21 protein-coding genes are annotated in these 24,929 nt (G+C 68.9%); 11 read left to right on the top strand and 10 right to left on the bottom strand.

From position 1 onward, the window contains the following. The 9 genes from FHY06_RS25565 to FHY06_RS25525 all read right to left on the bottom strand — a co-directional run bounded on the left by FHY06_RS25565 (window position 1) and on the right by FHY06_RS25525 (window position 12,935). Complete coding sequence (locus FHY06_RS25565; protein WP_184606745.1) at window positions 1-1,146, bottom strand: ABC transporter permease; 1,146 nt, start codon at window positions 1,144-1,146, stop codon at window positions 1-3. Further along, window positions 1,139-2,677 (bottom strand): ABC transporter ATP-binding protein, encoded by a 1,539-nt coding sequence (locus tag FHY06_RS25560; RefSeq protein WP_184606744.1) that lies wholly within the window; start codon window positions 2,675-2,677, stop codon window positions 1,139-1,141. Before FHY06_RS25560 ends, FHY06_RS25565 begins: the two co-directional genes overlap by 8 nt. Window positions 2,678-2,790: 113 nt before the next feature. Further along, a complete protein-coding gene (locus tag FHY06_RS25555; RefSeq protein ID WP_019655106.1) occupies window positions 2,791-4,191 on the bottom strand; it encodes an NCS2 family permease in 1,401 nt (466 codons plus the stop codon). 74 nt (window positions 4,192-4,265) lie between these two features. Further along, entirely contained in the window at window positions 4,266-5,267 is a 1,002-nt protein-coding gene (locus tag FHY06_RS25550) for a LysR family transcriptional regulator (protein WP_184606743.1), read from the bottom strand. Window positions 5,268-5,429: 162 nt separating this feature from the next. Next, a complete protein-coding gene (xdhB, locus tag FHY06_RS25545) occupies window positions 5,430-7,880 on the bottom strand; it encodes a xanthine dehydrogenase molybdopterin binding subunit (protein WP_184606742.1) in 2,451 nt (816 codons plus the stop codon). Window positions 7,881-7,882: 2 nt separating this feature from the next. Then, on the bottom strand, window positions 7,883-9,496 hold the full coding sequence (gene xdhA, locus FHY06_RS25540; protein ID WP_184606741.1) for a xanthine dehydrogenase small subunit: 1,614 nt from the start codon (window positions 9,494-9,496) through the stop codon (window positions 7,883-7,885). Window positions 9,497-9,684: 188 nt separating this feature from the next. Beyond that, complete coding sequence (locus tag FHY06_RS25535; protein ID WP_019655102.1) at window positions 9,685-10,464, bottom strand: sulfite exporter TauE/SafE family protein; 780 nt, start codon at window positions 10,462-10,464, stop codon at window positions 9,685-9,687. 183 nt (window positions 10,465-10,647) lie between these two features. Then, window positions 10,648-11,901, bottom strand: a complete 1,254-nt coding sequence (locus tag FHY06_RS25530) for an NRAMP family divalent metal transporter (protein ID WP_019655101.1) — start codon at window positions 11,899-11,901, stop codon at window positions 10,648-10,650. A gap of 119 nt (window positions 11,902-12,020) precedes the next feature. Further along, complete coding sequence (locus FHY06_RS25525) at window positions 12,021-12,935, bottom strand: LysR family transcriptional regulator (RefSeq protein WP_026346422.1); 915 nt, start codon at window positions 12,933-12,935, stop codon at window positions 12,021-12,023. A 116-nt stretch (window positions 12,936-13,051) separates the two neighbouring features. Here FHY06_RS25525 and FHY06_RS25520 point away from each other — a divergent pair, with 116 nt between their 5' ends. The 8 genes from FHY06_RS25520 (at window position 13,052) to FHY06_RS25485 (ending at window position 22,651) form a co-directional block, all read left to right on the top strand. Further along, window positions 13,052-15,211 (top strand): thiamine pyrophosphate-dependent enzyme, encoded by a 2,160-nt coding sequence (locus tag FHY06_RS25520; protein ID WP_184606740.1) that lies wholly within the window; start codon window positions 13,052-13,054, stop codon window positions 15,209-15,211. 89 nt (window positions 15,212-15,300) lie between these two features. Beyond that, entirely contained in the window at window positions 15,301-16,917 is a 1,617-nt protein-coding gene (locus FHY06_RS25515; RefSeq protein WP_184606941.1) for an indolepyruvate oxidoreductase subunit beta family protein, read from the top strand. A gap of 38 nt (window positions 16,918-16,955) precedes the next feature. Next, a complete protein-coding gene (locus FHY06_RS25510; protein WP_184606739.1) occupies window positions 16,956-17,936 on the top strand; it encodes a Bug family tripartite tricarboxylate transporter substrate binding protein in 981 nt (326 codons plus the stop codon). Window positions 17,937-17,942: 6 nt separating this feature from the next. After that, window positions 17,943-19,187: an alpha-hydroxy acid oxidase gene (locus FHY06_RS25505; RefSeq protein ID WP_184606738.1), complete on the top strand. Its 1,245-nt coding sequence runs from the start codon at window positions 17,943-17,945 to the stop codon at window positions 19,185-19,187. Window positions 19,188-19,232: 45 nt separating this feature from the next. Continuing rightward, window positions 19,233-20,285, top strand: a complete 1,053-nt coding sequence (locus tag FHY06_RS25500) for a TRAP transporter substrate-binding protein (RefSeq protein ID WP_260310679.1) — start codon at window positions 19,233-19,235, stop codon at window positions 20,283-20,285. A 133-nt stretch (window positions 20,286-20,418) separates the two neighbouring features. Then, window positions 20,419-20,919, top strand: coding sequence for a TRAP transporter small permease (locus FHY06_RS25495; RefSeq protein WP_019655094.1), 501 nt, complete (start codon window positions 20,419-20,421; stop codon window positions 20,917-20,919). Next, window positions 20,916-22,217, top strand: a complete 1,302-nt coding sequence (locus FHY06_RS25490) for a TRAP transporter large permease (protein WP_019655093.1) — start codon at window positions 20,916-20,918, stop codon at window positions 22,215-22,217. Before FHY06_RS25495 ends, FHY06_RS25490 begins: the two co-directional genes overlap by 4 nt. Then, window positions 22,217-22,651, top strand: coding sequence for an acyl-CoA thioesterase (locus tag FHY06_RS25485; protein WP_126185312.1), 435 nt, complete (start codon window positions 22,217-22,219; stop codon window positions 22,649-22,651). The genes FHY06_RS25490 and FHY06_RS25485 overlap by 1 nt, the downstream gene beginning before the upstream one ends. Before the next feature lie 3 nt (window positions 22,652-22,654). Here FHY06_RS25485 and FHY06_RS25480 read toward each other — a convergent pair whose 3' ends face one another. Next, complete coding sequence (locus FHY06_RS25480; RefSeq protein WP_126185313.1) at window positions 22,655-23,125, bottom strand: low molecular weight protein-tyrosine-phosphatase; 471 nt, start codon at window positions 23,123-23,125, stop codon at window positions 22,655-22,657. 117 nt (window positions 23,126-23,242) lie between these two features. Between FHY06_RS25480 and FHY06_RS34940 the strand changes: the two genes are divergently transcribed. The 3 genes from FHY06_RS34940 (at window position 23,243) to FHY06_RS25465 (ending at window position 24,918) form a co-directional block, all read left to right on the top strand. After that, window positions 23,243-23,797, top strand: coding sequence for a hypothetical protein (locus FHY06_RS34940; RefSeq protein ID WP_240650115.1), 555 nt, complete (start codon window positions 23,243-23,245; stop codon window positions 23,795-23,797). 50 nt (window positions 23,798-23,847) lie between these two features. After that, a complete protein-coding gene (locus FHY06_RS25470) occupies window positions 23,848-24,339 on the top strand; it encodes a hypothetical protein (protein WP_206169180.1) in 492 nt (163 codons plus the stop codon). Window positions 24,340-24,714: 375 nt separating this feature from the next. Further along, window positions 24,715-24,918: a hypothetical protein gene (locus FHY06_RS25465; protein ID WP_126185314.1), complete on the top strand. Its 204-nt coding sequence runs from the start codon at window positions 24,715-24,717 to the stop codon at window positions 24,916-24,918. Window positions 24,919-24,929: the final 11 nt, after the last annotated feature.

Below are 24,929 nucleotides of genomic sequence, written 5' to 3'. Positions count from 1 at the left end.
TCAGTTGCTCCCTTCGGTGGCACGCGCGACCGGTGCGGTAATGGGCGTGCTCGCCTGCAAGGAGGCGGTGGTCATGGAGGCAGCCTTCGCAGCCGCCTTGCGCTTGATGCGGTAGGCAATGAGCGTGTCGCACGCCAGCAGCGTGAAGAGCAGCAGCCCCTGGAACACGCCGGTGAGCGACTTGGGCAGCCCCAGGCGCGATTGCGCGAGCTCGCCGCCGATGTAGAACATGCTCATCAGGATGGCCGAGAAGATCATGCCCACCGGATGCAGCCGTCCGACGAAGGCCACGATGATGGCCGCGAAGCCGTAGCCCGCCGGCACGTAGGGCGTGAGCTGGCCCAGCGGCCCTGCCACCTCCAGCGCACCGGCCAGGCCGGCGGCGGCGCCCGAGGTCAGCAGTGCGATCCACACCGCGCGCCGCGCGGAGAAGCCGGCGTAGCGCGAAGCCGCGGGCGCCAGCCCGCCGACCTGCTGCGCGAAGCCCGCGCGCGTGCGGAACAGGAACACCCACAGCGCCCCCGCTCCCACCAATGCGATCACCAGGCCGATGCTCACGCGCGAGCCCTTGAACAGGCGCGGGATCTGCGTGACCGCCTCGAAGGTCTTGGTCTGCGGGAAGTTGTAGCCGTGCGGGTCCTTCCACGGCCCGTAGACCATGTAGCCCAGCAGCAGCGTGGCCACGTAGACCAGCATCAGGCTCACCAGGATCTCGTTGGCGTTGCACTTGTCGCGCAGGAAGGCGACGATGCCCGCCCACACCATGCCGCCCAGGATGCCCGCCAACAGGATGGCCACGACGATCCACTGCCCCGTGTTCTTGTCGGCCAGCAGCGCCACGCCGCCCGCCGCGATGGCGCCGAACACGAACTGCCCCTCGGCGCCGATGTTCCATACGTTGGAGCGGAAGCACACCGCCAGCCCCAGCGCGATGATGAGCAGCGGTGTCGCCTTCACCATCAGCTCGCCGATGGCGTAGCCGTTCTTGATGGGCTCGTAGAAGAACACCAGCAGGCCCTTGACCGGGTCCTTGCCGAGCGCGGCGAACAGCGCCACGCCGATCAGCACGGTGATCAGCAGCGCCAGGATCGGCGATGCATAGCTCCAGAAGCGCGAGAGCTCCGGACGCGGTTCGAGCTTAAACATGAGCGGCCTCCGCCTTCTTGCCGGCGCCTTGCGAGCCCTGCCACAGGCCGCTCATCCACTCGCCGATCTGCGGCAGCGTGGCTGCGGCACGGTCGATGGAAGGCGACAGCCGCCCCTTGGCGATCACGTGCAGCCGGTCGCTGATGTTGAAGAGCTCGTCGAGCTCCTCGCTGATCACCAGCACCGCGCAGCCCGCGTCGCGCAGCGCCAGGATCTCGGCGTGGATCAGCGCGGCCGCGCCCACGTCCACGCCCCAGGTCGGCTGCGAGACGACGAAGAGCTTCGGCTTGGCGTCGATCTCGCGCCCGACGATGAATTTCTGCAGGTTGCCGCCCGACAGCGAGCGCGCCGCCGCCTTCGGACCGCCGGCCTTGACCTTGAAGCGCTCGATGATGGACCTGGCCTGCCGCTCCAGCGTGCCGGTGCTGATCCACCCGCCCCGGCCCACCGCCTCGCTGCGCGTGAGCAGCAGGTTGTGCGCGAGCCCCAGCGTGGGCACGGCGCCGCGGCCCAGCCGCTCCTCGGGCACGAAGTGCAGGCCCAGCGCGCGGCGCGCGCGCGGGCGCAGACGGCCGGCCGGCTTGTCGAACACGCGCACCATCGGCGCCTCGGCCCGCACGTCCTCGCCGGAGAGCGCGTACAGCAGCTCCTTCTGGCCGTTGCCCGACACGCCCGCGATGCCGACGACCTCCCCCGCGCGCACCTCGAAGGAGATGCCGTCGAGATCGACGCCGAACTGGTCCTCTCGCGCCAGCGACAGTCCGTCGACGCGCAGCGCGACCGCGCCGGCGTGCACCGGCCGGTGCTGCAGCGGCGGCGGCTCGCTGCCGATCATCAGCCGCGACAGCGACTGGGTGCTCTCGTTCTGCGGGTTGCACAACCCCGTCACCTTGCCGCCGCGCAGCACCGTGCAGGCGCTGCACAGCTCCTGGATCTCGTGCAGCTTGTGGCTGATGTAGAGGATGCTGCAGCCCTCGGACGACAGCTTCTTCAGCACCGTGAAGAGCTTGATCACCGCCTGCGGCGTGAGCACCGAGGTCGGCTCGTCGAGGATCAGCAGCTTGGGGTTGGTGAGCAGCGCGCGGATGATCTCCACCCGCTGCATCTCGCCCACCGAGAGCGTGTGCACCGGCCGCGCCGGGTCGATGTCGAGGCCGTACTCGCTCGCCTTGGCCGTGATGCTGCGCGTGACCTCGGCCAGCTGCAGCGACTTGTCCAGGCCCAGCCAGACGTTCTCGGCCACGGTGAGCGTGTCGAACAGGCTGAAGTGCTGGAACACCATGCTGATGCCCAGCGCTCTCGCCTGCTGGGGGTTGCGCAGGCTGACGGCCTGGCCGTCGAACATCACCGTGCCTTCGTCGGGTTTCACCGAGCCGTAGATGATCTTCATCAGGGTCGACTTGCCGGCGCCGTTCTCGCCGAGCACGGCGTGGATTTCGCCGGGCGCGACGCTCAGGGAGATGTCGCTGTTGGCCACCACCGCGGGATACCGCTTGGTGATGTGAGCGAGCTGGAGTCTGGGGGTTGTCATGCCGGGTTTCGTGGATTTGTCTCGTTCAACAGCAACAAAGCGGGAACGGCCATGAGTCTAATGGCGTCCCCGCGACCATCGGCGCCCGACGGCGCTTGCCTCAGTCCGTCATTTCAATGCCCGCCGATGTAGGCGAATTTGAAAAGGAACACGGCTGCGATGACCCAGACCATCGCATGCACTTCCCGTGCCCGCCCGGTGCACAGCTTCAGCACCGCGTAGGTGATGAAGCCGAAGGCCAGGCCGTTGGCGATCGAGTAGGTGAAGGGCATGGCCAGCGCGGTCACCGCGGCCGGGATCACCTCGGTGGTGTCTTCCCAGTCGAGCTCGACCAGATCGCGCAGCATCAGGCAGCCCACGAACAGCAGCGCCGGTGCGGTGGCGTAGGCCGGCACCGAGCCCGCCAGCGGCGAGATCATCAGGCAGGCCAGGAAGAGCAGCGCAACCACCACCGCCGTGAGGCCGGTGCGGCCGCCCGCCTGCACGCCGGCCGCGCTCTCCACGTAGGCCGTGGTGCTCGAGGTGCCGAGCAGCGAGCCCGCGAAGATCGCGCCGCTGTCGGCCAGCAGCGCCTTGTTCATGCGCTCCATCTTGCCCGGCACCAGCAGGCCGGCGCGCTTGGCCACGCCCATCAGCGTGCCGGTGGCGTCGAACATCTCGACCAGGAAGAACACCAGCACCACGTTCAGGATGCCGCCCTTGAGCGCGCCCAGGATGTCCAGCTGCATGAAGGTCGGCGCGATGGACGGCGGCGCGTCGAACACGCCGTGGAACTTGTTGCCGCCGAAGAAGAACGAGAGCACCGTCACCGTGATGATGCCGATCAGGATCGCGCCGCGCACCTTCAGCTTGTCCAGCGCCACGATGATGAGGAAGCCCAGCGTCGCCAGGATCACCGGCGCCGAGTGCAGGTCGCCCAGGGTCACGAAGGTGGCCGGCGATGCGGCCACCACGCCCGCGCTCTTCAGTGCGATAAGCGCCAGGAACATGCCGATGCCCACCGTGATCGCCGTTCGCAGCGACTGCGGTATGCCCTGTATGAAGAGCTCCCGCAGCCCGGTGACCGTGACGATCAGGAACAGGCAGCCCGAGATGAAGACGGCGCCCAGCGCCACCTGCCACGTGTAGCCCATGCCCAGCACCACCACGTAGGAGAAGTAGGCGTTCAGGCCCATGCCAGGCGCCATGGCGATCGGGTAGTTGGCGTACAGGCCCATGATCAGCGTGCCCAGCGCCGCGATCAGGCAGGTGGCCACGAAGACCGCGCCCTTGGGCATGCCCGCATCGCCCAGGATCGACGGGTTCACGAAGATGATGTAGGCCATCGTCAGGAAGGTGGTCAGCCCCGCGATGACTTCGGTGCGCACCGTGGTGTTGTGCGCATCGAGCTTGAACAGGCGTTCAAGCAGACCCGAGCCGCTTGCGCTGCCCACAGCCGCGCGCGGGCGCGCGGACTCGACATGCCCCGGCGTGCGGGGCTCGGCGCCTTTCGGCGCCTGTTCAAACGTACTCATTCGCTTGTCTCCAGCTGTTGTAGTGGCGGTTTCATCGTTGCCCCGCTCACGACGCCGGCGCGAACGGGGTTCTCTCAGGGATCCGAGGTTTCAGGTGCGGCGGGCGGACGCGCTGTCGTGCCGGGTGCGCCGGGTATGGCCGAAACCGGAGGCCGCAGCGACGCCGCCACCTCCTTGATGCATTCGCGCAGCCAGCGCGCCGAGCTCGACGAATGGGTGCGTTCGTGCCAGAGCTGGTAGTACATGAGGCGCGGCAGCGCCACCGGGCATTCGAGGATCTTCAGCGGCAGCCGCGAGGCGAAGCGCTCGCAGTACTGGCGTCCCGTCGTCAGCACCAGCAGGCTGGAGGCCACCATGTCGGGGATCAGCCCGAAGTGCGCGCAGCGCGCCGTGATGTTGCGCTGCCGCCCCAGCTCGTCGAGCATCTGGTCGATGATCCCGCGTCCGCCCGGATGCATGGGCGTTGGCGCGATGTGCTCGGCCGCCAGCCAGGTCTCCAGGTCCCAGCCGCGGCGCACCGCCGGATGGTCCTTGTTGACCAGCGAGACCACGTCGTCCCCGAAGAGCCGCGCCATGTGCAGGTCTTCCGGGGGCTTGAGCCAGTTGCCGATCACCAGGTCGACCTGGCCGAGCGCCAGGTGCCCGTGGTAGTCCGAGTCGGGCGTGAGCGCATGGATCTCGATGTGGCACAGCGGCGCGTCGCGCTTGACCTGCGCCACCAGCATCGGCAGGAACAGCGGGTCCATGTAGTCGCTGGCCGCGATGCGGAAGGTGGTGGCCGCCGACTGCGGATCGAAGCCGCGCGCATCCGAGAACAGCATCTCCGCCGCGCGCAGAATGCTGGCGGCCGGCTCGATCATGCGCAGCCCCGCGTCGGTGGGCACCATGCCCGATCCCGAGCGCACCAGCAGCGGATCGCCCGAGAGTTCGCGCAGCCGCTTCAGCGCCGCCGAGACCGCCGGCTGGTACATGCCCAGCCGGATGGCCGCCCGCGAGACGCTGCGGTCGGTCAGCACGGTGTGAAGCACCCTGATGAGGTGCAGATCGATCTTGTCGAAAAGAGCCTGGTCACGCATGGGGCTCCCCCCCAGTCTTCGCGCACTTCGTGTCGCTTCGCCAACCCCCTACCGGGGGCAACACCAGCGGCCCGGCAAAGCCGGTTCCGCGGTGTTTCGCGAATGGAATCGGGGCGTGTGGCATTGGGAGGACCTTGGACATGCGCCAAAGTCTACGAGTGACTATGCGGACTGGACAGCGGTGATGGCACGAAGGATCGACTCGCTCGTGGCCGGCGCCTTCAGCGGCGGATCGACCCTGTGGCCGCCCGCGGCCGACACCGCGTCGCGGATCGCGAAGAACACCGAGAACGGCAGCAGCAGCGGCGGCTCGCCCACGGCCTTGCTGCGGTGGATCGAGTCCTCGAAGTTCTGGCCCTCGAACAGGCGCACGTTGAACACCGGCGGGCAGTCGTTGGCCGTCGGGATCTTGTAGGTGCTGGGCGCGTGCGTGGTGAGCTTGCCGCTTTGCGGATGCCACACCAGCTCCTCGGTGGTGAGCCAGCCCATGCCCTGGATGAAGGCGCCTTCGACCTGGCCGATGTCCACCGCCGGGTTCAGCGACTTGCCCGCGTCGTGCAGGATGTCGGCGCGCAGCAGCTTCCATTCGCCGGTGAGCGTGTCCACGATCACCTCGCTCACCGCCGCGCCGTAGGCGTAGTAGTAGAACGGGCGGCCCTGCATCCTGTCCTTGTCCCAGCTCAGGCCGGGCGTGGCGTAGAAGCCGTCGGACCACAGCTGCCTGCGGTCGAGGTAGGCCTCGCCCACCACGGTGCTGAAGGCCAGCGAGCGGCCGTTGACCTCGACCATGTCGTTGGCGAAGCGCACTTCGCTCGCCTTGCCGCCGTGGCGCTCGGCCGCGCATTCGGCCAGGCGCTCGCGGATCTGGCGCGCCGCGTCCTGCGCCGCCTTGCCGTTGAGGTCGGCGCCGGTCGACGCGGCCGTGGCCGAGGTGTTCGCCACCTTGGTCGTGTCGGTGGCCGTGACGCGCACGCGCTCGAAGCTCACGCCGAGCTCGTGCGCCACCACCTGGGCCACCTTGGTGTTCAGGCCCTGCCCCATCTCGGTGCCGCCATGGTTCACCAGGATCGAGCCGTCGGTGTACACGTGCACCAGCGCGCCGGCCTGGTTGAAGTGCTTCACGTTGAAGGAGATGCCGAACTTTAGCGGCGCCAGCGCCAGCCCGCGCTTGAGCACCGGGCTCTTCGCGTTGAAGGCGGCGATGTCCTCGCGACGCGCGCGGTAGTCGCTGCCGGCCTCCAGGTCGGCCACGAGTTCGTGGACGATGTTGTCGGTCACGGTCTGGCGGTACGGCGTGACGTTGTTTTCGGTCTTGCCGTAGAAGTTGACGCGCCGCACGTCCAGCGGATCGCGCTTCAGTGCGCGCGCCACCGAATCAAGGATGTTCTCGATGGCGATGGCGCCCTGCGGGCCGCCGAAGCCGCGGAAGGCCGTGTTGCTCTGCGTGTTGGTCTTGCCCGAGAAGCCGTGCATGGCCACGTTGGGCAGCCAGTAGGCGTTGTCGAAGTGGCACAGCGCGCGGGTCATCACCGGGCCCGAGAGGTCGGCCGAGTGGCCGGCGCGCGAGACCATGGTGATCTCCGCGCCCAGGATGCGGCCTTCGGCGTCGTAGCCCACTTCGTATTCGTACCAGAAGCAGTGGCGCCGGCCGGTGACCATGAAGTCGTCGTCGCGGTCCAGCCGCAGCTTCACCGGGCGCTGCAGCTGCCGCGCCGCGATGGCGGCCACGCAGGCGAAGAGCGCCGATTGCGATTCCTTGCCACCGAAGCCGCCGCCCATGCGCCGGCATTCGACGTGCACCTCGTTCGACTGCAGGTGCAGCGCATGCGCCACCAGGTGCTGCATCTCGCTCGGATGCTGCGTGGAGCAGTGGATGTGCAGCGCGCCGCCTTCCTTCGGGATGGCGTAGCTGATCTGGCCTTCCAGGTAGAACTGCTCCTGGCCGCCCACGTCGAAAGTGGCCTTGTGGCGGTGCGGCGCCGCGGCGATGGCCGCGCGCACGGCCGCCTCGTCGCCCTCGTTGGCGGCACCGCCGCTGCGCACGATGTGCATCGGCGGCACCACGTACTGGCCGCGCTCGTGCGCGGCCTGCGGCGTGAGCACGGGCGGCTGCGCCTCGATGGTCAGCGCGTCCTTGGCCTTCGCGGCGGCGCGGCGAGCGGCGTCGCGGGTCTCGGCGATCACCGCGAACACCGGCTGGCCCAGGTAGCGGATCTCCCCGCCGTCGTTCACAGGCAGCAGGATCGGGTCGTCATGGATGATCGAGCCGCAGTCGTTGGTGCCCGGAATGTCGTCGGCCGTGATGACCGCGACCACGCCCGGCATCGCGCGGATGACGTCCAGCGAGATCGCCGTGACGCGCCCGTTCGCCGCCGGCGAAAGCCCCAGCGCGCAGTGCAGCGTGCCGGCGAGCTCGGGGATGTCGTCGATGTAGGTGGCCTCGCCGGCCACGTGCAGGTGGGCCGACTCGTGCGGACGGCTGATGCCCACGCGCATGCCGCGCTCGTGCGCCAGCGCTTCGGCGCCCACGTCGATGCGGGCGGCGGTGTTGGCCAGGTAGTCGGCAAAGGCCTCGGCGGGCTGCAGCAGGCGGGCGTCGATGGGTTTGTTCATGGTCAGACTCCTTGCGCAGCCGCATTGACGGCATGGGGCATCACGCTCCACACGCTGGTTTCCTCGATCGGCAACGCCTCCTCCGCCCGCGTTTCGAGCCAGAGGCGCTGGATGAGGTTCTGCGCCACCAGCAGCCGGTAGTCGGCCGATGCGCGCATGTCCGACAACGGCTTGAAGTCTTGAGCCAGCGCGAGCCTGGCGGTGGCGACGCTGGCCTGCGTCCACGGCTTGCCGACCAGCGCGGCCTCGGCGTTCGCGGCACGCTTGACCACGGCGGCCATGCCGCCGAAGGCCAGGCGCACGGCCTTCACCGTGTCGCTGCCCGCCTCGAGCTCGATGGCGAAGCCCGCGCACAGCGCCGAAATGTCGCAGTCGAAGCGCTTGCTGATCTTGTAGGCGCGCACCTGCCGCTTCATCGCGTCATGCGGAATGGCCAGCCCCTGGACGAACTCGCCCGGCTGCAGCTGGTTCTTCATGTAGTCCAGGTAGAAATCGGGCAGCGGCATGCGGCGCACGGCGTCGCCGCGGCGCAGCTCGATCTGCGCGTCCAGCGACATCAGCACCGGCGGCGAATCGCCGATGGGCGAGCCGTTGGCCACGTTGCCGCCCATGGTGCCGGCATGGCGGATCGGCGGCGAGGCGAAGCGCAGCCACACCTCGGCCAGGCTGGGCACGCGTTCCACCAGCGCCGCGAAGGCGGATTCGAGCGAGGCGCCTGCGCCGATGTAGAGCTCGCCACCGTTGTCCGGGCGATCCTCGATGGTCTTCAGCTCGGCCACGTCGCCCACGTAGATGATGTCGCCCAGGTCGCGGAACTGCTTGTTGACCCACAGGCCCACGTCGGTGGAGCCGGCCAGCAGCTGCGCGCGCGGCTTCTGCTCGCGCAGGGCGGCGAGCTGGGCCAGCGTCTTCGGGGCGTGGAAGTGGTCGATGCGCGCGCCCAGCGGCGCGGCGTAGTCGAAGCCCTCGTTCTTCAGTGCGGTGAGCGCGGCGACCACGGGCTTCGTGTCGAGGCGCACGGCAGGCAGGTCGAACATGCGCTGGCCGGCGTCGAGGATGGGACGGTAGCCGGTGCAGCGGCACAGGTTGCCCGAGAGCTCGTCGGCCAGCTGCTGGCGGGTGGGCTGGGTGCCTTCGGCCTGGTGGTGCTCGTAGCTGGCCCACAGCGACATCACGAAGCCGGGCGTGCAGAAGCCGCACTGGGAGCCGTGGCAGTCGACCATGGCCTGCTGGACGGGGTGCAGCGTGTGCACCGCGTGCTTGCCGTTGCTGCCGGTCTGCGTCTTCGGCAGGCACTGCGCCTGCGCCTTGAGGTCTTCGACCGTGAACAGGGCCTTGCCGTGCAGCGTGGGCAGGAACTGGATGCAGGCGTTGACGGTCTGCAGGCTCAGGCCGTCGATGGTGCCGGGGGCCTGGGGGTCGGTGGCCAGTTCGCCGATGACGACGGTGCAGGCGCCGCAGTCGCCTTCGTTGCAGCCTTCCTTGGTGCCGGTGCAGCGGGCGTCCTCGCGCAGCCAGTCGAGCACGGAACGGGTCGGATGGACGCCGGTGACGTCGACGATCTTTCCGCGATGGAAGAAGCGGATCGGTTGAATCTTGCTGCTGTCGGTGCTCATGCTTTTAGGGCTCGTGGGCGACCCTTCGTGGGTCAGTCATGGACGTTAGCGGCTTGTCCGGCCTCTTGCATACGCGGGTGCCCATAACGCGTATGTGGGGGCCGGTATGCCACGTACGGGGAAACCCTTGCGTGGGGGTTGCAATTCCCGGGCCACTCGGCGATCTCGGCGCGGCACCGGGGCGGGGTTCAGCGCTGCGCGATGGCCACCCAGGCGGTGGCCACCAGTGTCGAGCCAGCCACCGCGAGCAGCCCGCCGACCAGCCACTTGAGCGTGCGCGGCTGCAGCCTGTTGGGCAGGCGGTGGTGCAGCCGCGTCACCCCGTAGACCACGGGCATCGCGCAGCCGGCCAGCAGTGCCGAGCGCAGCGAGAAATGCCCCGTGGGCACCACGATCACCAGCCGCACCAGCGAGTTGAAGGCGAACATCAGCAGCAGCGCGCGCCGCACCAGCTCGCGGTCCAGCGGCTGGCGGTACATGTGGAAGACGATGGGCGGCCCCGAGCTCGAGAACAGCCCGCCCAGCACGCCCGACAGCCCCCCGATCAGCGCGAAGCTCGCGCGCCCCGACACCGCCGGCAGAGGCCTGGCCTGCAGCACCAGCAGCACCGCGCAGCCCAGGATCGACACGCCCAGCAGCCCGCGCAGCCAGTCGACCGCGCCGCCGCTGAGCCAGGTCAGCAGCATCAGGCCGACGATCACGCCCACCGTGCTGCCGTTGAGCGCCGGCTTCATCAGCTGCCAGGGCACCACGCCCGGCCGGGCGCGGAAATACGTCCAGGCGTTGATGAGGCTCAGGACGGTGGCCGCGTTGGCCGTATCGCTCACGCTGGCGACGTGCAGCACCGACACCAGCCCGAGCAGGATCAGGCTGAACGCGAAGCCGGTGAGGTTCTGCGCGTAGGTGGCCAGCGCCACGCAGGCCATGAAGACCAGCACGGGGCCGGCCTGGGAAAGGATCGCTTGCACCGCAGGAGGCCTCAGGGTGCGGCGGAAGGAAGCACAGGGTGGGAGAGGCGCGCGCGGAAAACGTGCAGCGCTAAGGACGGAACGGGCATTCGGGAGCGGGGAAGACGGCGGGAGCGGGGAACGGGAAGCGAAAAACGCGAGAAAGCGGGCTCCGAGAATACCGCGCCCCGTCCGGGGCCCTCTTCAGCGCACCAGGTCCCACCCCATCATCAGCGCGGCGAAGCCCATCAGCGCGGTGCCGCCCCAGCCCAGCCAGCGGGTGCGGCGGCCCGAGGTGAAGACGCCCATGACCTTCTCGCGGGTCACGAGGATCATCATGGCCGCCATGATCGGCACGGCCACCACGCCGTTGATGACGGCGCTCCAGTAGAGCGCCTTCATCGGGTCGATCGGCGTGAAGTCGAGCGCCGTGCCCACCAGCGTGGCCACGGCGATGATCGCGTAGAACTCCTTGGCCTCGCGCCAGTGCCGCTCCAGCCCCTCTTCCCAGCCGAAGGCCTCGGCCACCGCATAGGCGGCCGAGGACGCGAGCACCGGAACGGCCAGCAGCCCGGTGGCGATGATGCCGCCGGCGAACAGCAGGAACGCGAAGTCGCCGGCCAGCGGGCGCAGCGCCTCGGCGGCCTGGGCGGCGGAGGTCACGTCGTGCACCCCGCCCGCATACAGCACCGCCGCACCCACCACCATCACGAAGAAGGCGATCAGGTTGGAGAAGGTCATGCCCATCCAGGTATCGAGCCGCACCCGCTTCAGGTCGTGCCGCACCTCCTGCTCGGAGCCCTTGCGCCCGCCCTTGAGCCGCAGCTCCTCCACCTCCTGCGAGGCCTGCCAGAAGAAGAGGTACGGGGAGATGGTGGTGCCCAGCAGCGCCACGATCATCATCCAGTAGTCGCCGCGCCACTGCAGCCTGGGCACCACCAGGTCGTGCAGCACCTGCGCCCAGGGCACCTGCACCGAGAACACCGCCGCCACATAGGCGAACAGCGTGAGCGTGAGCCACTTGAGGATGTGCGCCAGCTTGCGGTAGGGAACGAACACCTGCAGCAGCACCGTCACCACGCCGAACACCAGCGCGTGGAAGTGCGCCCCGCCGCCGACCACCAGCTGCAGCGCCTCGCCCATCGCGGCGATGTCGGCCGCGATGTTGATGGTGTTGGCCACCACCAGCAGCGACACCAGCACGATCAGGAAGCCGCGCGGCATGTGCTCGCGCAGGTTGGCCGCCACGCCCTTGCCCGTGACCCGCCCGATGCGCGCCGACACCAGCTGGATCGCCACCATGAAGGGCAGCGACAGGAACACCGTCCACAGCAGCCCGGTGCCGAACTGGGCGCCGGCCTGGGTATAGGTGGCAATGCCCGACGGGTCGTCGTCGGCCGCTCCGGTGACGACGCCGGGGCCTACGTGTCGCAGGAACGAGGGGATGAGTTTCTTCATGTGGGGCGGATGGTGGCACGGCGAGCCTGACCAGGGAATGAACGTTCAACGTCCGTCCCCGGAAAAACGTTGGCCGTCGCCCGCTTCTTTTCTGCCGGCCCGCGACAGGCGGGGGCCGGCTACGCCCGCTCGGAGAACAGCTCGGTGATGACCTGCCTGAGCCAGCGGTTGCCCGGGTCGGCCTCGAAGCGCTTGCTCCAGTGCAGCGACACGGTGAAGTCGCGCAGCGGAAAGGGTGGCTCGACGATGGCGTAGCCGCCCTCCTGCGCGAAGCCGCGCGCGATGTTGCGCGGCATCACCACGGCGAGGTCGGTCGCGCGCACGATGGCCGGCAGCACCATGAAGTGCTCCGTCGTCAGCCGCAGCCGGTCTTCCAGGTTGAGCAGCTGCAGGATGCGCAGCGTCTCGGCATGCGTGCGCACCGCCACGTAGTCGAGCTCCTGCAGGGCCTCCAGCAGCGCCTGCCCGCTGCGCCTGCGCCTGACGAAGGGGTGGTCCTTGCGCAGCAGCACGATGTAGCGGTCCTTCAGCAACTGGGCACGCTGGGTGTCCTTCACCCCGGGCAGGAAGCCGAAGGCGAAGTCGACCTTGCCGCTGTCGAGGCCGGCGGCGATGTCGCCCGGCGCCAGCGGCATCGTCTCGACCCGCACGCCGGGCGACAGCTCGCGCAGCCGCGCCATCAGCGCGGGCAGGAAGCGCCCTTCGCCGATGTCGCTCATGTGGATGCGGAAGGTCTTGCGCGACACCTGCGGCTCGAAGCGGTCGGGCTCGTGCAGCGCCCTTTCCAGCGTGGCCAGCGCCGCCTGCACGGCCACCGCCAGGCGGTCGGCGCGCGGCGTGGGCGCCACGCCGCCGGGGGTGCGGGTGAACAGCGCATCGCCCAGCAGCAGGCGCAGCCGGGTCAGGCCGTGGCTGGCCGCCGGCTGCGTCAGGCCGAGCGCCTCGGCCGCGCGGCTCACGTTGCGCGCGCGGTAGACCGCGTCGAAGAGCCGCAGCAGGTTGAGGTCGACCGTGTCGATATGCACCGTGTTCATATTGGATAGCTGCCTCATTTTATTGAGGTATGGCGCACCGCCGACCACACTCCCGTTTCCCCACCGGCCCCCCAGAACCCCATCGGGCCCCAGAACAAAGAAGAGACAGAGACAAGATGGAAGTTTCATTCAGCAAGGAAGTGGAGATGCTGCGCCTCGGTGCGGGCGACACCTTCCACGGCGAGGGCATCCTCGCGATCACCAAGGGCCTGCTGCAGTCGGGCGTGGCCTACGTCGGCGGCTACCAGGGCGCGCCCGTCTCGCACCTGCTCGACGTGATGGTCCAGGGCAAGGCCTACATGGACGAGCTGGGCGTGCACGTCGAGGCCTGCTCCAACGAGGCCTCGGCCGCGGCGATGCTCGGCGCCTCCATCCACTACCCGCTGCGCGGCGCCGTGACGTGGAAGTCCATCGTCGGCACCAACGTGGCGGCCGACGCGCTGTCGAACCTGTCGTCGCCGGGCGTGACAGGCGGCGTGCTCATCGTGGTGGGCGAGGACTACGGCGAAGGCGCCAGCGTGATCCAGGAGCGCACACACGCCTACGCACTCAAGTCGAGCATGTGCCTGCTCGACCCCAGGCCCGACCTCGGCGTGATGGTGCGCATGGTGGAGGAGGGCTTCCGCCTCTCGGAAAGCTCGAACATGCCCTGCCTGATGGAGCTGCGCATCCGCACCTGCCACGTGCGCGGCAGCTTCGAGTGCAAGGACAACGTGCGGCCCGCCGTCTCCACCCGCGCGCTGATGGAGGAGCCCGCCGGCTTCGACTACATGCGCCTCGCACACCCGCCCGTCACCTTCAGGCACGAGAAACTCAAGGGCAAGGCACGCATTCCGGCCGCGCGCCGCTACATCGCCGAGCACGGCCTCAACGAACTGATGCCCGGGCTGCGCCATGCCGACCTCGGCATCGTGGTGCAAGGCGGGCTCTACAACGCGCTGATCCGCAGCCTGCAGCAGCACGGGCTGGCCGATGCCTTCGGCGAGACGGACATCCCGATCCTCGTGCTCAACGTGACCTACCCGCTGGTGCCCGAGCAGGTCGCCGACTTCTGCGTGGGCAAGCGCGCGGTGCTGGTGGTGGAGGAAGGCCAGCCCGAGTACATCGAGCAGGACATCGCCACGCTGCTGCGCCGGCGCGACATCCAGACCCCGCTGCACGGCAAGGACATGCTGCCCTCCGCGGGCGAGTACGGCGTGGAGGTGCTCTCCGGCGGCATCGGCGCCTTCGCAGCGAAGTACATCGAGGCGGACGAGGCATCCTCCTCGGCCCAGGCCTGGCTGGCGGGCAACCGCGAGCGCCGCGAGGCCGTGGCCCGCCGGCTGAGCTCGCCGCTGCCCAACCGGCCGCCGAGCTTCTGCGTCGGCTGCCCGGAGCGGCCGGTGTTCTCCGCCCTCAAGCTCGCGCAGCAGGAGACCGGGCCGGTGCACGTGGCCGCCGACATCGGCTGCCATGCCTTCGGCACCTTCGAGCCCTTCTCGATGGGCCACTCCATCCTGGGCTACGGCATGAGCCTCGCGAGCCGCGCGGGCGTGGCGCCGATGATGAACCGGCGCACGCTCTCGATCATGGGAGACGGGGGCTTCTGGCACAACGGGCTGCTCACCGGCGTGCAGAGCGCGCTCTTCAACGGCGACGACGCGGTGCTGCTGATCTTCAAGAACGGCTACACCTCGGCCACCGGCACGCAGGACATCATCTCCACGCCCGACGACGAGATCAAGGAACGCGCCGAGGACAAGCAGCAGAGCCTGGTCGACAAGAACCAGACCATCGAGGCCACGCTCAAGGGCCTGGGCGTGCAGTGGATGCGCACCGTCACCACCTACGACGTGGAGCTCATGCGCAAGACGCTGACCGAGGCGCTCACCAGCGACTTCGACGGGCTGAAGGTGGTGATCGCCGAGGGTGAATGCCAGCTGGAGCGCCAGCGCCGCATCAAGCCCTGGATCGCCAGCCTGCTGAAGAAAGGCGAGCGCGTGGTGCGCGTGAAGTACGGCGTCGACGAGGACGTGTGCAACGGCGACCACGCCTGCATCCGCCTGTCGGGCTGCCCCACGCTCACGCTGCGCGACAACCCCGATCCGCTGAAGGTGGACCCCGTGGCCACCGTGATCGACGGCTGCGTGGGCTGCGGCCTGTGCGGCGCGAATGCGCATGCGGCCACGCTGTGCCCGAGCTTCTACCGGGCGGAGGTGGTGCAGAACCCGAAGTGGCATGAGCGGCTGCTGCATGGCCTGCGCGGCGCGTTCGTTCGCGCGCTGCAGCCCGCATGACCACGCTTTCCTTCTCCCTCGCCCTTGGGGAGAGGGAGCAACCGCCATCCGGAAATAACAAGAACAGAAGCGACCCGATGAACCGAACCATGGACCACACCCGCCCCATCACCCTGCTCGTCTGCGCCCTTGGCGGCGAAGGCGGCGGCGTGCTCACCGAATGGCTGGTCGACACCGCGCGCCATGCCGGCTATGCGGCGCAGAGCACCTCGATCCCCGGCGTGGCGCAGCGCACCGGCGCCACCACCTACTACATCGAAGTCTTTCCCGTGCCGCTCGCGCAGCTCGGCGGCAGGCGCCCCGTGTTCAGCCTGAGCCCGGTGCCGGGCGCGCTGGACGCCATCGTCTCCTCGGAGCTGCTGGAGACCGCGCGCCAGATCGGCAACGGCATGAGCGCGCCGCAGCGCACGATGGTCATCAGCTCCTCGGCGCGCATCTTCACGACGGCCGAGCGCATGCAGCTCGGCGACGGCCGCGCCGACGCGCAGCAGCTGCTCGACGTGGTCAAGGCCTTCAGCCGCGAGCACCATGTGTTCGACATGAACGCCGTCGCGCGCGAGAGCGGCACGGTGGTCAGCGCGGTGATGCTGGGCGCCATCGCGGGCAGCGGGCTGTTCCCGTTCCCGCGCGAGGCCTACGAGCACGTGGTGCGCGGCGGCGACATCAGCGCGCCCGAGAAGCTCAACCGGATGGCCGCCGCCAGCCTGCGCGGCTTCGCCTCGGCCTTCGAGGCGGTCGACGCGCCACGCACGCAGGCCGCCTTCGTCAGCAGCGTGATGGCCGGCGAGGGCAACGACGCGCCGCCACCGGTCGCCGCCCTGCTCGCCGATCTGGCGCTGCGCTTTCCGCCGGCCGTGCACGACATGCTCGCGCTGGGCCATGCCCGCGTGCTCGACTACCAGGACGCCGCCTATGCCTCGCTCTACGCCGAGCGGCTGGGCCGCGTCCTCGATGCGGAGCGTGCCGCCGATCCGGCCGGCGCGCGGGGCTTCGCCGTCACACGCGAGGCTGCGCGCTGGCTCGCGCTGTGGATGGCCTTCGACGACATCGTGCGCGTGGCCGCGCTCAAGGGCCGCGCCAGCCGTGCGCAGCGCGTTCGGCGCGAGGTGCGCGCCGGCGAGGAAGACATCGTGAAGGTCTACGACCACTTCAAGCCCGGCGCCGCCGAGTTCGCGGCGCTGCTGCCCGCGTCGCTCGCCAGCCGCGTCACGGCTTGGGACCGCCGCCGCCAGTCGCGAGGCCTCGCGCCGTGGGCGCTGCCGCTGAAGGTGGGCAGCCATTCGGTGTTCGGCATGGCCTCGCTGCGGCTGCTGGCTTCGCTGCGCTGGCTGCGCCGGCGCGGCAGCCGCTTTGCGCAAGAGCAGGCCCTCATCGAGCGCTGGCTGGCCGCCGTGGAAGCCGGCACGCGCCAGGCCTGGGCGCTGGGCCACGAACTCGCGCTGTGCGGACGGCTCATCAAGGGCTACGGCAGCACCAACGAGCGCGGCAAGCACAACCTGCTGCACGTGATCGACGAACTGGCCGGCCGCAGCACGCTGACGGCCTCCGAGCGGGCCAGCGCCATTGCCGCGGCGCGCGAGGCTGCACTGGCCGATGAGGGCGGCAAGGCCCTCGACGCCGCGCTGGCCGCCCACGGCGCAGCGCCGCGGCCGGTGCAGGCGCAGCCGATCCGCTGGATGAAGCGGCCGCCGCCGGCCAAGGCCTGAGCGGACGCAGCCGGATACAAGAAAAGGAGACAAGACCGATGACCCGCCCCGCCCTTCCCTGGCGACGATGCCTCCTGTTGCTGGCAGCAGCCGCCATGCTGGCCCCGGCGCACGCCAACACCGTGTGGCCTGCCAAGCCGATCAAGGTGATCGTCAATTTCCCCGCAGGCGGTGCCGCGGACCAGATCGCCCGCGCGATCTCGCAGCCGCTGCAGGAGTCGCTGAAGCAGCCGGTGGTGATCGAGAACCGCGCCGGCGCCAACGGCAACCTCGGCGGCGAGGCGGTGGCGCGCGCGCCGGCCGACGGCCACACGCTGCTGATGAGCTCGGGCGGCATGGTGTCGGTGAACCCGCACCTCTATTCGCGCATGAGCTTCGACCCCGCGAAGGACCTCGTGCCCGTGGCGGCCGTCGCGCGCGTGCTGGTGTTCCTCGTCACGCGGCCCTCGCTGCCTCCTGCGAACGTGAAGGAGTTCATCTCGTACGTGAAGGCCAACCCCGGCAAGCTGTCGTACGGCTCGCCGGGCAACGGCAGTTCCCCGCACCTCGCGGGCGAGATGTTCAAGACCCAGGCCGAGCTGTTCGCGCTGCACGTGCCCTATCGAGGCGCCGCGCCCGCGCTGCAGGACCTGCTGGCCGGCCAGATCGACTACGCCTTCGACCCCGGCATCGCGCTCACGCAGGTGCGCGCGGGCAAGCTGAGGCTGCTGGCCGTGGGCAGCCCGAAGCGCTCGCCGCTCTTTCCCGACGTGCCCACGCTCGACGAGGCCGGCCTGCGCGGCTTCGACGCCGACACGGTTTTCGGCTTCTACGCACCCGCCGGTACGCCGCCGGAGGTGGTGACGCAGCTCAACGCGCAGATCAACCGCGCGCTCGCGCTGCCGGCGGTGCAGGAGCGCATCGCGTCGATCGGCGGCGAGGCGCAGCCCGGCTCGCCGGCAGCGTTCCAGCAGCGCGCAACGGCCGACTCCCAGCGCTTCGGCGCGCTGATCCGCGAACGCCGGATCGTCGCGGACTGAGCGCAGATGGCCCAGCTGCTCAACGTCGAGGACTACCGGCGCCGCGCCCGCCGCGCGCTGCCGCGGCTGGTGTTCGACTACATCGACGGCGGCGCGGAAGACGAGCGCTGCCTCCGGCGCAACCGCGAGGCGCTCGAGGCGCTGCCGCTGATCCCCGAATGCCTGCGCGACACCAGCAAGGTGGACATCGGCACCGAACTCTTCGGCCGCCGCTGGCGCGCCCCTTTCGCCATCGCGCCCATCGGGCTGGCCGGCCTCGTGCGGCCGCGCGCCGACGCCCTGCTGGCCGGCGCCGCGCAGGCGGCGGGCGTGCCCTTCATTCTTTCGACGGCCTCGAACACACGCATCGAGGAGGTGCGCAGCGCCGCGCCCGATGCCACGCTGTGGATGCAGCTCTACGTGATGGGCGAACGCGCCATCGCCGAACGCATCGTGCGCCGCGCGCGCCATGCGGGCTTCGAGGCGCTCGTGCTCACGGTGGACGTGCCCGTCAGCGGCCTGCGCGAACGCGACCTGCGTCACGGCTTCCGCGTGCCGATGCGCCTCACGCCCGGCACCGTGCTCGACATGGCGCGGCACCCCGCATGGCTGCTGCGGCTGGCCGGCGGCGGCATGCCGCAGTTCGCGAACCTGCTGCCGGATGAAGACGACGGGGCGCCGGTCTCGGCGCAGACCCAGGCCGCGCTGCTCTCGCGCGCCATGGACCGCACGCTCACCTGGGAGAGCCTGGCCTGGCTGCGCAAGCTCTGGGACGGGCCGCTGCTCGTGAAGGGCCTGCTGGGCGCCGAGGACGCGCGCCGTGCGCTGCGCCACGGCGCGGATGGCATCGTGGTCTCCAACCACGGCGGGCGGCAACTCGATGCCGCGCCGGCCACCATCGCCGCACTGCCGGCCATGCTCGATGCGGTCGGCGGGCGCATGCCGGTGCTGGTGGACAGCGGCATGCGGCGCGGCAGCGACATCGTCAAGGCGCTCGCGCTCGGGGCGAACGCGGCGCTGGTGGGTCGCGCACCGGTCTACGGCCTGGCCTGCGGCGGCGAAGAGGGCGCGCTCTCGGTGCTGCAGCTGCTCGCGCAGGAAACCGAACGCACGATGACTCTTCTGGGCGCCTCGCGCGTCGCCGAACTCGGGCGCAGGCACGTCGAGATGCATGCATCGCGTTCGCAGATCGAACAAGTCGGGCACGCGACGCACGCATCCGTGCCGACGCACGGGAAAGCCTCCATTTACCCCGCGCACGCGGCTGCCTAGATTGCGGATTCGCTCGTAGAGACACACAACACAACGAAGGAGACCATGAAAGCCACTCGCCAACCCCGTCCGTCCCGCTGCATGCCCCTGGGCCTTGCAGCGGCCGCCGCAGCCCTCGCGCTGGCCGTTCCGCCCACCCAGGCGCAGGACAAGCCGGTGCAGCTCAAGCTGTCGAGCTGGGTGCCCGCGCAGCACCCGCTCAACCCCGCGCTGCAGGCGTGGGCCGACGACATCAAGAAGGAGTCGGGCGGCACCATCACCGCGATCCTCTTCCCCTCGGAGCAGCTGGGCAAGGCCTTCGACCACTACGACATGGCGCGCGACGGCATCGCCGACTTCTCGTACGTGAACCCGGGCTACCAGCCGGGCCGCTTCCCGGTGATGGCGGGTGCGTCACTGCCCTTCCTGTTCGCCAACGGCAAGGAAGGTTCGGCCGCCATCGACGCCTGGTACCGCAACTACGCGGCCAAGGAGATGAAGGACGTCAAGTACTGCTTCGCCTTCGTGCACGACCCGGGCACCTTCCACTCGCGCAAGAAGATCACCGTGCCCGGCGACATCAAGGGCATGAAGGTGCGCCCGGCCACCAGCACCGTGGGCCAGCTCATCACCTCGCTGGGCGGCACCAACGTGCAGGCCTCGGCGCCCGAGTCGCGCGACATGCTCGAGCGCGGCGTGGCCGACGCCATCACCTTCCCGTGGGGCTCGATCGGCCTTTTCGGCATCGACAAGGTGGTGAAGTACCACATGGACGTGCCGCTGTACGTCACGCCCTTCGTGTGGGTGATGAACAAGGGCAAGTACGACGCGATGTCCGCCGCGCAGAAGAAGGTGATCGACGACCACTGCACCAGCGAGTGGGCGCAGAAGGTGGCGGGCCCGTGGGCCGACTTCGAGTTCGGCGGCCGCGCCAAGATGGCTGCGCTGTCGGGGCACGAGATCTACAAGCTCACGCCCGAGCAGCTGGACGCATGGCGCAAGGCGGCGGCGCCTTCCGAAGCGCAGTGGGCCGACAGCGTGAAGAAGGTCGGCGAAGACCCGAAGGCCGTGATGGATGCGCTGAAGGCCAGCCTTACCAAATACAAGTCAGCCCTGTGATGTCGGGCGTCTTCTTTCAAGGGGCCGCCGCGCACGGCCGCCCGAAGCGGCCGGCCCGCCCCCCGGTAGGGGGGTTGGCGAAGCGACACGAAGTGCGCGAAGCCTGGGGGGCGAGCCAATGAAGCGAAGCGCTATGGACCGTGCGATCAACACGATCGAATGGCTTGCCGCCATCTTCGTGGGGATCGTCGCGCTCAACATCTTCGTGGCCGTGGTGCTGCGCAAGTTCTTCGACACCTCGATCCCCGACGCCTACGACTTCGGCCGCATGCTGCTGGGCATCCTGATCTTCTGGGGCATCGCGGCCACCAGCTACCGCGGCGGCCACATCACGGTCGACCTGGTGTGGACGGCGGCGGGCCCGCGCATGAAGCGCGCCATCGACGTGTTCGCCACGCTGGTGCTGCTCTTCGTGGTGGCGGTGCAGACCATCATGCTGTTCGACAAGGTGCGCGGCACCTACGTCGACAACGTGCAGACCTACGACCTCAACATCCCGACCTGGCCCTTCTACGCCGTGGCCTGGGCCGGCGACGTCTGCGCCGTGCTGCTGATCGCCATCCGCACCTACCGGCTCATCTTCCATCCCGAACAACTCGAAGAAGTTCACGCAGAACAGAAGGCCGACGAATGAGCCCCGATGCAGTCGCAGTGTTGGGCTTCGTCGCCCTTTTCGTATTGATGCTGTTGCGCGTGCCGGTCGGCATGGCGATGGGCCTGGTGGGCGTGGTGGGCTACAGCTACCTCGTCGGCCCCGGGCCTGCGCTGAAGCTGGTGGGCCAGACCTCCATGCGCACGGTGACCGACTACACCTTCGGCGTGATTCCGATGTTCATGCTGATGGGCGCGCTGGTGTCGGTCTCGGGCGTGAGCCGCGAGCTCTTCAAGGCCGCCAACTCGATGATCGGCCACCTGCGCGGCGGCCTGGGCGTGGCCACCGTGGTGGCCTGCGGCGGTTTCGCGGCGATCTGCGGATCGTCGGTGGCCACGGCCGCCACCTTCTCGGCGGTGGCCTATCCGGAGATGCGGCGCTTCAACTATCCGCAGTCGTTCTCCACCGGCGTGATCGCCGCGGGCGGCACGCTGGGCGCGATCCTGCCGCCGTCGACCGTGCTAGCGGTGTACGCCATCCTCACGCAGCAGGACATCGGCAAGCTCTTCATGGCGGGCATCGTGCCGGGCATCCTCGCGATGGCCATGTACGTGCTGACCATCGCGGTCATCGTGAAGACGCGGCCCGGCTGGCTGCCCGGCGGCGAGGTCAAGCCGTGGTCGGAACGCCTGAAGGACCTGAAGAACGTGTGGGCGCCGCTGGTGCTGTTCGTGTTCGTCATCGGCGGCCTGTACGGCGGCTTCTTCACGCCGACCGAGGCGGGCGGCGTGGGCGCGAGCGGCGCCTTCATCCTCGGGCTGGTGCGGCGCAAGCTCGACGGCCCGAAGATCCGCGAGGCGCTGCTGTCGGCCACGCGCACGGCGGCGGCGGTGTTCACGGTGCTGATCGGTGCGCTGCTGTTCGGCTACTTCCTCACCATCACGCAGAGCCCGCAGAAGCTCACCGAATTCCTTACCGGCCTGGGCATCGGCCGCTACGGCGTGCTCGCGCTCATCATGCTCATGTACCTGGTGCTGGGCTGCCTGATGGATGCAATGGCGATGATCATCCTGACCGTGCCCATCATCTATCCGGTGATCGTGCACCTGGGCTTCGACCCGATCTGGTTCGGCGTGATCATCGTGATGACCGTCGAGCTCGGCCTGATCCACCCGCCGGTAGGCATGAACGTGTTCGTCATCAAGAGCGTGGTGAAGGACGTGAGCTTCACCACCATCTTCAAGGGCGTGCTGCCGTTCATCGTGACCGACATCGTGCGGCTGGTGATCCTGATCGCGTTCCCCATCATCGCCTTGTGGCTGCCGACGAGAATGGGCTGATGAGCAATACAAGCACCACTTCAACCAAGGAAGTCGTCTACACCGTGCGCGTGGAGTTCGGCGACTGCGACCCCGCCGGCATCGTCTGGTTTCCCAACTTCTTCCGCTGGATCGACGCGGCCTCGCGCCACTTCTTCGCCGAATGCGGCGTGCCGCGCTGGGAAGAAACCACGCAGACGCTGGGCGTGATCGGCACGCCGCTGGTCGACACGCACACCCGCTTCGTGAAGTCCGCAAGCTATGGCGACACGCTGAGCGTCGCGGTGCGCATCATCGAGTGGCGTGAGAAGAGCTTCGTGCAGACCTACCGCGTGACGCGCGGGGACGACCTGATCCTCGAGTGCGAGGAGGTGCGCATCTTCGCGGCGAAGCGCGAGGGCGGTGGGATACGGGCCGTGGCGATTCCGCCATCGATACGAGCGCTCTGCGAATAGGCTTCAGCGCGCCTCGGCCCGAAGCTTCGCGAGCAGGCCGGCGACGCCATGGTCGATCAGGTCGAAGACTTCGATGAAGTCCTTCTGCCCGCCATACCACGGGTCGGGCACGTCGCCTTCGATGCCCTCGGCGTACTCGGTGAACAGGTGGATCTTGTCTTCTGTTCCAGCAGGAGCCAGCCTGCGCAGCGCGGCGCAATGCTGGGCGGTCATGCCGATGATCAGGTCGAAGCGATCGAAGTCGGACTTGCGGACTTGCCGCGCGACATGAGCGTGCATCGTGATGCCGCGGCGCTTCGCCTCGGCCACGGAGCGCCGGTCCGGTGGATTGCCCCGCTCCTCGTCCGAGATGGCGGCGCTGTCGACTTCGACATCGAAGCCAGTCGCGCGGGCCTTGTGCATGAGCAGCACGTGGGCCGTGGGGGACCTGCAGATGTTGCCAGTGCAGATGAACAGAATCGACGGAGTTTTCAATTGCGGCAAGAAGGAAGGTGGAACGGTATTTTCATCCCACGGAGACGGAGCACTTCCCGCGCCCGACCGGACCCGCGACCGCGCCGGCGATCTGGGTTGGCGCAGTAGGATGGGACGATGCCCTTGCATCACCCCCTGCACATCGCCGCCCTGCTCTGCACCGCCGCCCTTCTGGCGGCCTGTGCGACCCCTGCCGATCGCGAGGCAGCAACGGCACGGCATTCCGCGGCCACCGCGGGTCTCGAAGGCGGTCGAGCTGCGCTGGCGTCCAAGGACCCGGTCGTCGATCTCTCGCCGGCCCAGGCGCTGGCACCTGGGGCGCGGGGTGCCCGGGTACGCTGGAGCGGCGGCATCAACGCCATCGAGTCGCGTGACGGCGCTCGCCAGTGCTTCACCCTGCTGCATGCCACTTTCGACGCACGAGGCGTGCTGCAGTGGCCGCGCGATGCGCAGAATTTCGTTGCCTGCGGCCCGGGGCACTACGACCGGGATCTGGTGGCCCAGTTCACGCTGGTGAGTCTCGAAGGCCATGTGACCGGGCAACAGATGCTTCTGGACAAGCCGGTTCCCGTGATGGAGATCGAAGCGCTGTATCGACACTCCGACTGCGTACAGGGCAGCGAGAAGAGTCCCGAGTGCTACGCGGGCTACCTGCGACCTCAAAGTCCTTAGCACCTTGCCGCGAGGCATCCGCAGGCTGCGCGGAGATCGATCGCGTCCAGGTGCCTGCACCGGACGCCGGAAGACTACAAGCGCACGGGTTTCCGGCCTTCATTCCGGGCCGCCTCGAACGGCGCGCGCTGGATATGCTGAGGTCGCGCGCTGCAGCCAACGATGTACAGAGCGCAAAAAAACTCGATGGAGGTCAGGTGAGGAAAAACCCTTTGGTACTGCTTGTGGTCGGCGTGACCCTTTTGATTGCAGGCGCGCTGCTCACTTTCGGGGGCACGGCGCCAGCGGCCGATGCCACGACGGTGGCGAAATGCCAGGAGCGCATGAAAGATCAGGGCGCAGAGATGCTCAGGCGGTGCAAGGAGTCGGCCTTCGCCACCGCCATGACGGCGACCGATGCCAATGCCGCGGCCCGTGCCATCAGTGCGAGCAACAACAGCGAGATCGGAGGCAATGCCCTCGGCATGTTCCTGCTGGGCCTGGGCCTCGTTCTGGCAGTGGCGGGCGGTCTGGCATGGAGAAAGCGAGCGGCGACGGCATAGACGTGCCCGGAGGGTCTTGTGCGGATCGCGACTCGATCGAGAGAAGACCCTTCCGCATCGCGAGAAGCCATTCCCAATGGTTGACGCATCCATGACGCGGTGCAACAATCTGGAAATCTTCATTTCGGAGCCCCGTGCGTGGACAGTGCCAGTTGGATCAGTGACAAGACGCGTGCCTCGGCAGGCGTGACACATCCGGCCCTCTAGCGCAGGCTTCTCCCGCGCTGCGTGCCGGTCGTTGCACACAGCGTGACCCGCTTGCCGGCCTGGCGAGCGGCTCCCTCCTCCCGATTCCCTTCGTTCTTCGTCACTGACTATTTCAGTCAGCTTGCGTGCGTCCGTGCGCGAGGCCCTTCTGTGCGAAGGAGCCTTGTCATGCGTCACTTTCATCTTCGTCGTCAACCGCACGAACAGGCGCGTGTTCGTCCGTCGGCGCACGTGCCTGCGCACGCTGCCCCTACAGCGGCGGAAGCCGCGCCTGCCGTGGATGCCAAGCTCGACCAGGCTGCGGCGCTCTGGACCACGCGCCGCATCCGCAGCTATCTGCTGCTGCAGCCGATCTGCGTTCCCCGGCGCTGATCCGCGCTTCA

The sequence above is a fragment of the Variovorax atrisoli genome, assembly GCF_014195185.1.
Lineage (GTDB): Bacteria > Pseudomonadota > Gammaproteobacteria > Burkholderiales > Burkholderiaceae_C > Variovorax > Variovorax atrisoli.
The sequence above is the reverse complement of the archived record's forward strand: the minus strand, read 5'-3'. Positions and strand labels throughout refer to the sequence as shown.

What these genes read in the sequence shown, in the direction of transcription:
- FHY06_RS25565 (WP_184606745.1), bottom strand. Translation starts at nt 1,146, where the DNA reads ATGTTTAAGCTCGAACCGCGTCCGGAGCTCTCGCGCTTCTGGAGCTAT.
- FHY06_RS25560 (WP_184606744.1), bottom strand. Translation starts at nt 2,677, where the DNA reads ATGACAACCCCCAGACTCCAGCTCGCTCACATCACCAAGCGGTATCCC.
- FHY06_RS25555 (WP_019655106.1), bottom strand. Translation starts at nt 4,191, where the DNA reads ATGAGTACGTTTGAACAGGCGCCGAAAGGCGCCGAGCCCCGCACGCCG.
- FHY06_RS25550 (WP_184606743.1), bottom strand. Translation starts at nt 5,267, where the DNA reads ATGCGTGACCAGGCTCTTTTCGACAAGATCGATCTGCACCTCATCAGG.
- xdhB (WP_184606742.1), bottom strand. Translation starts at nt 7,880, where the DNA reads ATGAACAAACCCATCGACGCCCGCCTGCTGCAGCCCGCCGAGGCCTTT.
- xdhA (WP_184606741.1), bottom strand. Translation starts at nt 9,496, where the DNA reads ATGAGCACCGACAGCAGCAAGATTCAACCGATCCGCTTCTTCCATCGC.
- FHY06_RS25530 (WP_019655101.1), bottom strand. Translation starts at nt 11,901, where the DNA reads ATGAAGAAACTCATCCCCTCGTTCCTGCGACACGTAGGCCCCGGCGTC.
- FHY06_RS25525 (WP_026346422.1), bottom strand. Translation starts at nt 12,935, where the DNA reads ATGAACACGGTGCATATCGACACGGTCGACCTCAACCTGCTGCGGCTC.
- FHY06_RS25520 (WP_184606740.1), top strand. Translation starts at nt 13,052, where the DNA reads ATGGAAGTTTCATTCAGCAAGGAAGTGGAGATGCTGCGCCTCGGTGCG.
- FHY06_RS25515 (WP_184606941.1), top strand. Translation starts at nt 15,301, where the DNA reads ATGGACCACACCCGCCCCATCACCCTGCTCGTCTGCGCCCTTGGCGGC.
- FHY06_RS25510 (WP_184606739.1), top strand. Translation starts at nt 16,956, where the DNA reads ATGACCCGCCCCGCCCTTCCCTGGCGACGATGCCTCCTGTTGCTGGCA.
- FHY06_RS25505 (WP_184606738.1), top strand. Translation starts at nt 17,943, where the DNA reads ATGGCCCAGCTGCTCAACGTCGAGGACTACCGGCGCCGCGCCCGCCGC.
- FHY06_RS25500 (WP_260310679.1), top strand. Translation starts at nt 19,233, where the DNA reads ATGAAAGCCACTCGCCAACCCCGTCCGTCCCGCTGCATGCCCCTGGGC.
- FHY06_RS25495 (WP_019655094.1), top strand. Translation starts at nt 20,419, where the DNA reads ATGGACCGTGCGATCAACACGATCGAATGGCTTGCCGCCATCTTCGTG.
- FHY06_RS25490 (WP_019655093.1), top strand. Translation starts at nt 20,916, where the DNA reads ATGAGCCCCGATGCAGTCGCAGTGTTGGGCTTCGTCGCCCTTTTCGTA.
- FHY06_RS25485 (WP_126185312.1), top strand. Translation starts at nt 22,217, where the DNA reads ATGAGCAATACAAGCACCACTTCAACCAAGGAAGTCGTCTACACCGTG.
- FHY06_RS34940 (WP_240650115.1), top strand. Translation starts at nt 23,243, where the DNA reads ATGCCCTTGCATCACCCCCTGCACATCGCCGCCCTGCTCTGCACCGCC.
- FHY06_RS25465 (WP_126185314.1), top strand. Translation starts at nt 24,715, where the DNA reads ATGCGTCACTTTCATCTTCGTCGTCAACCGCACGAACAGGCGCGTGTT.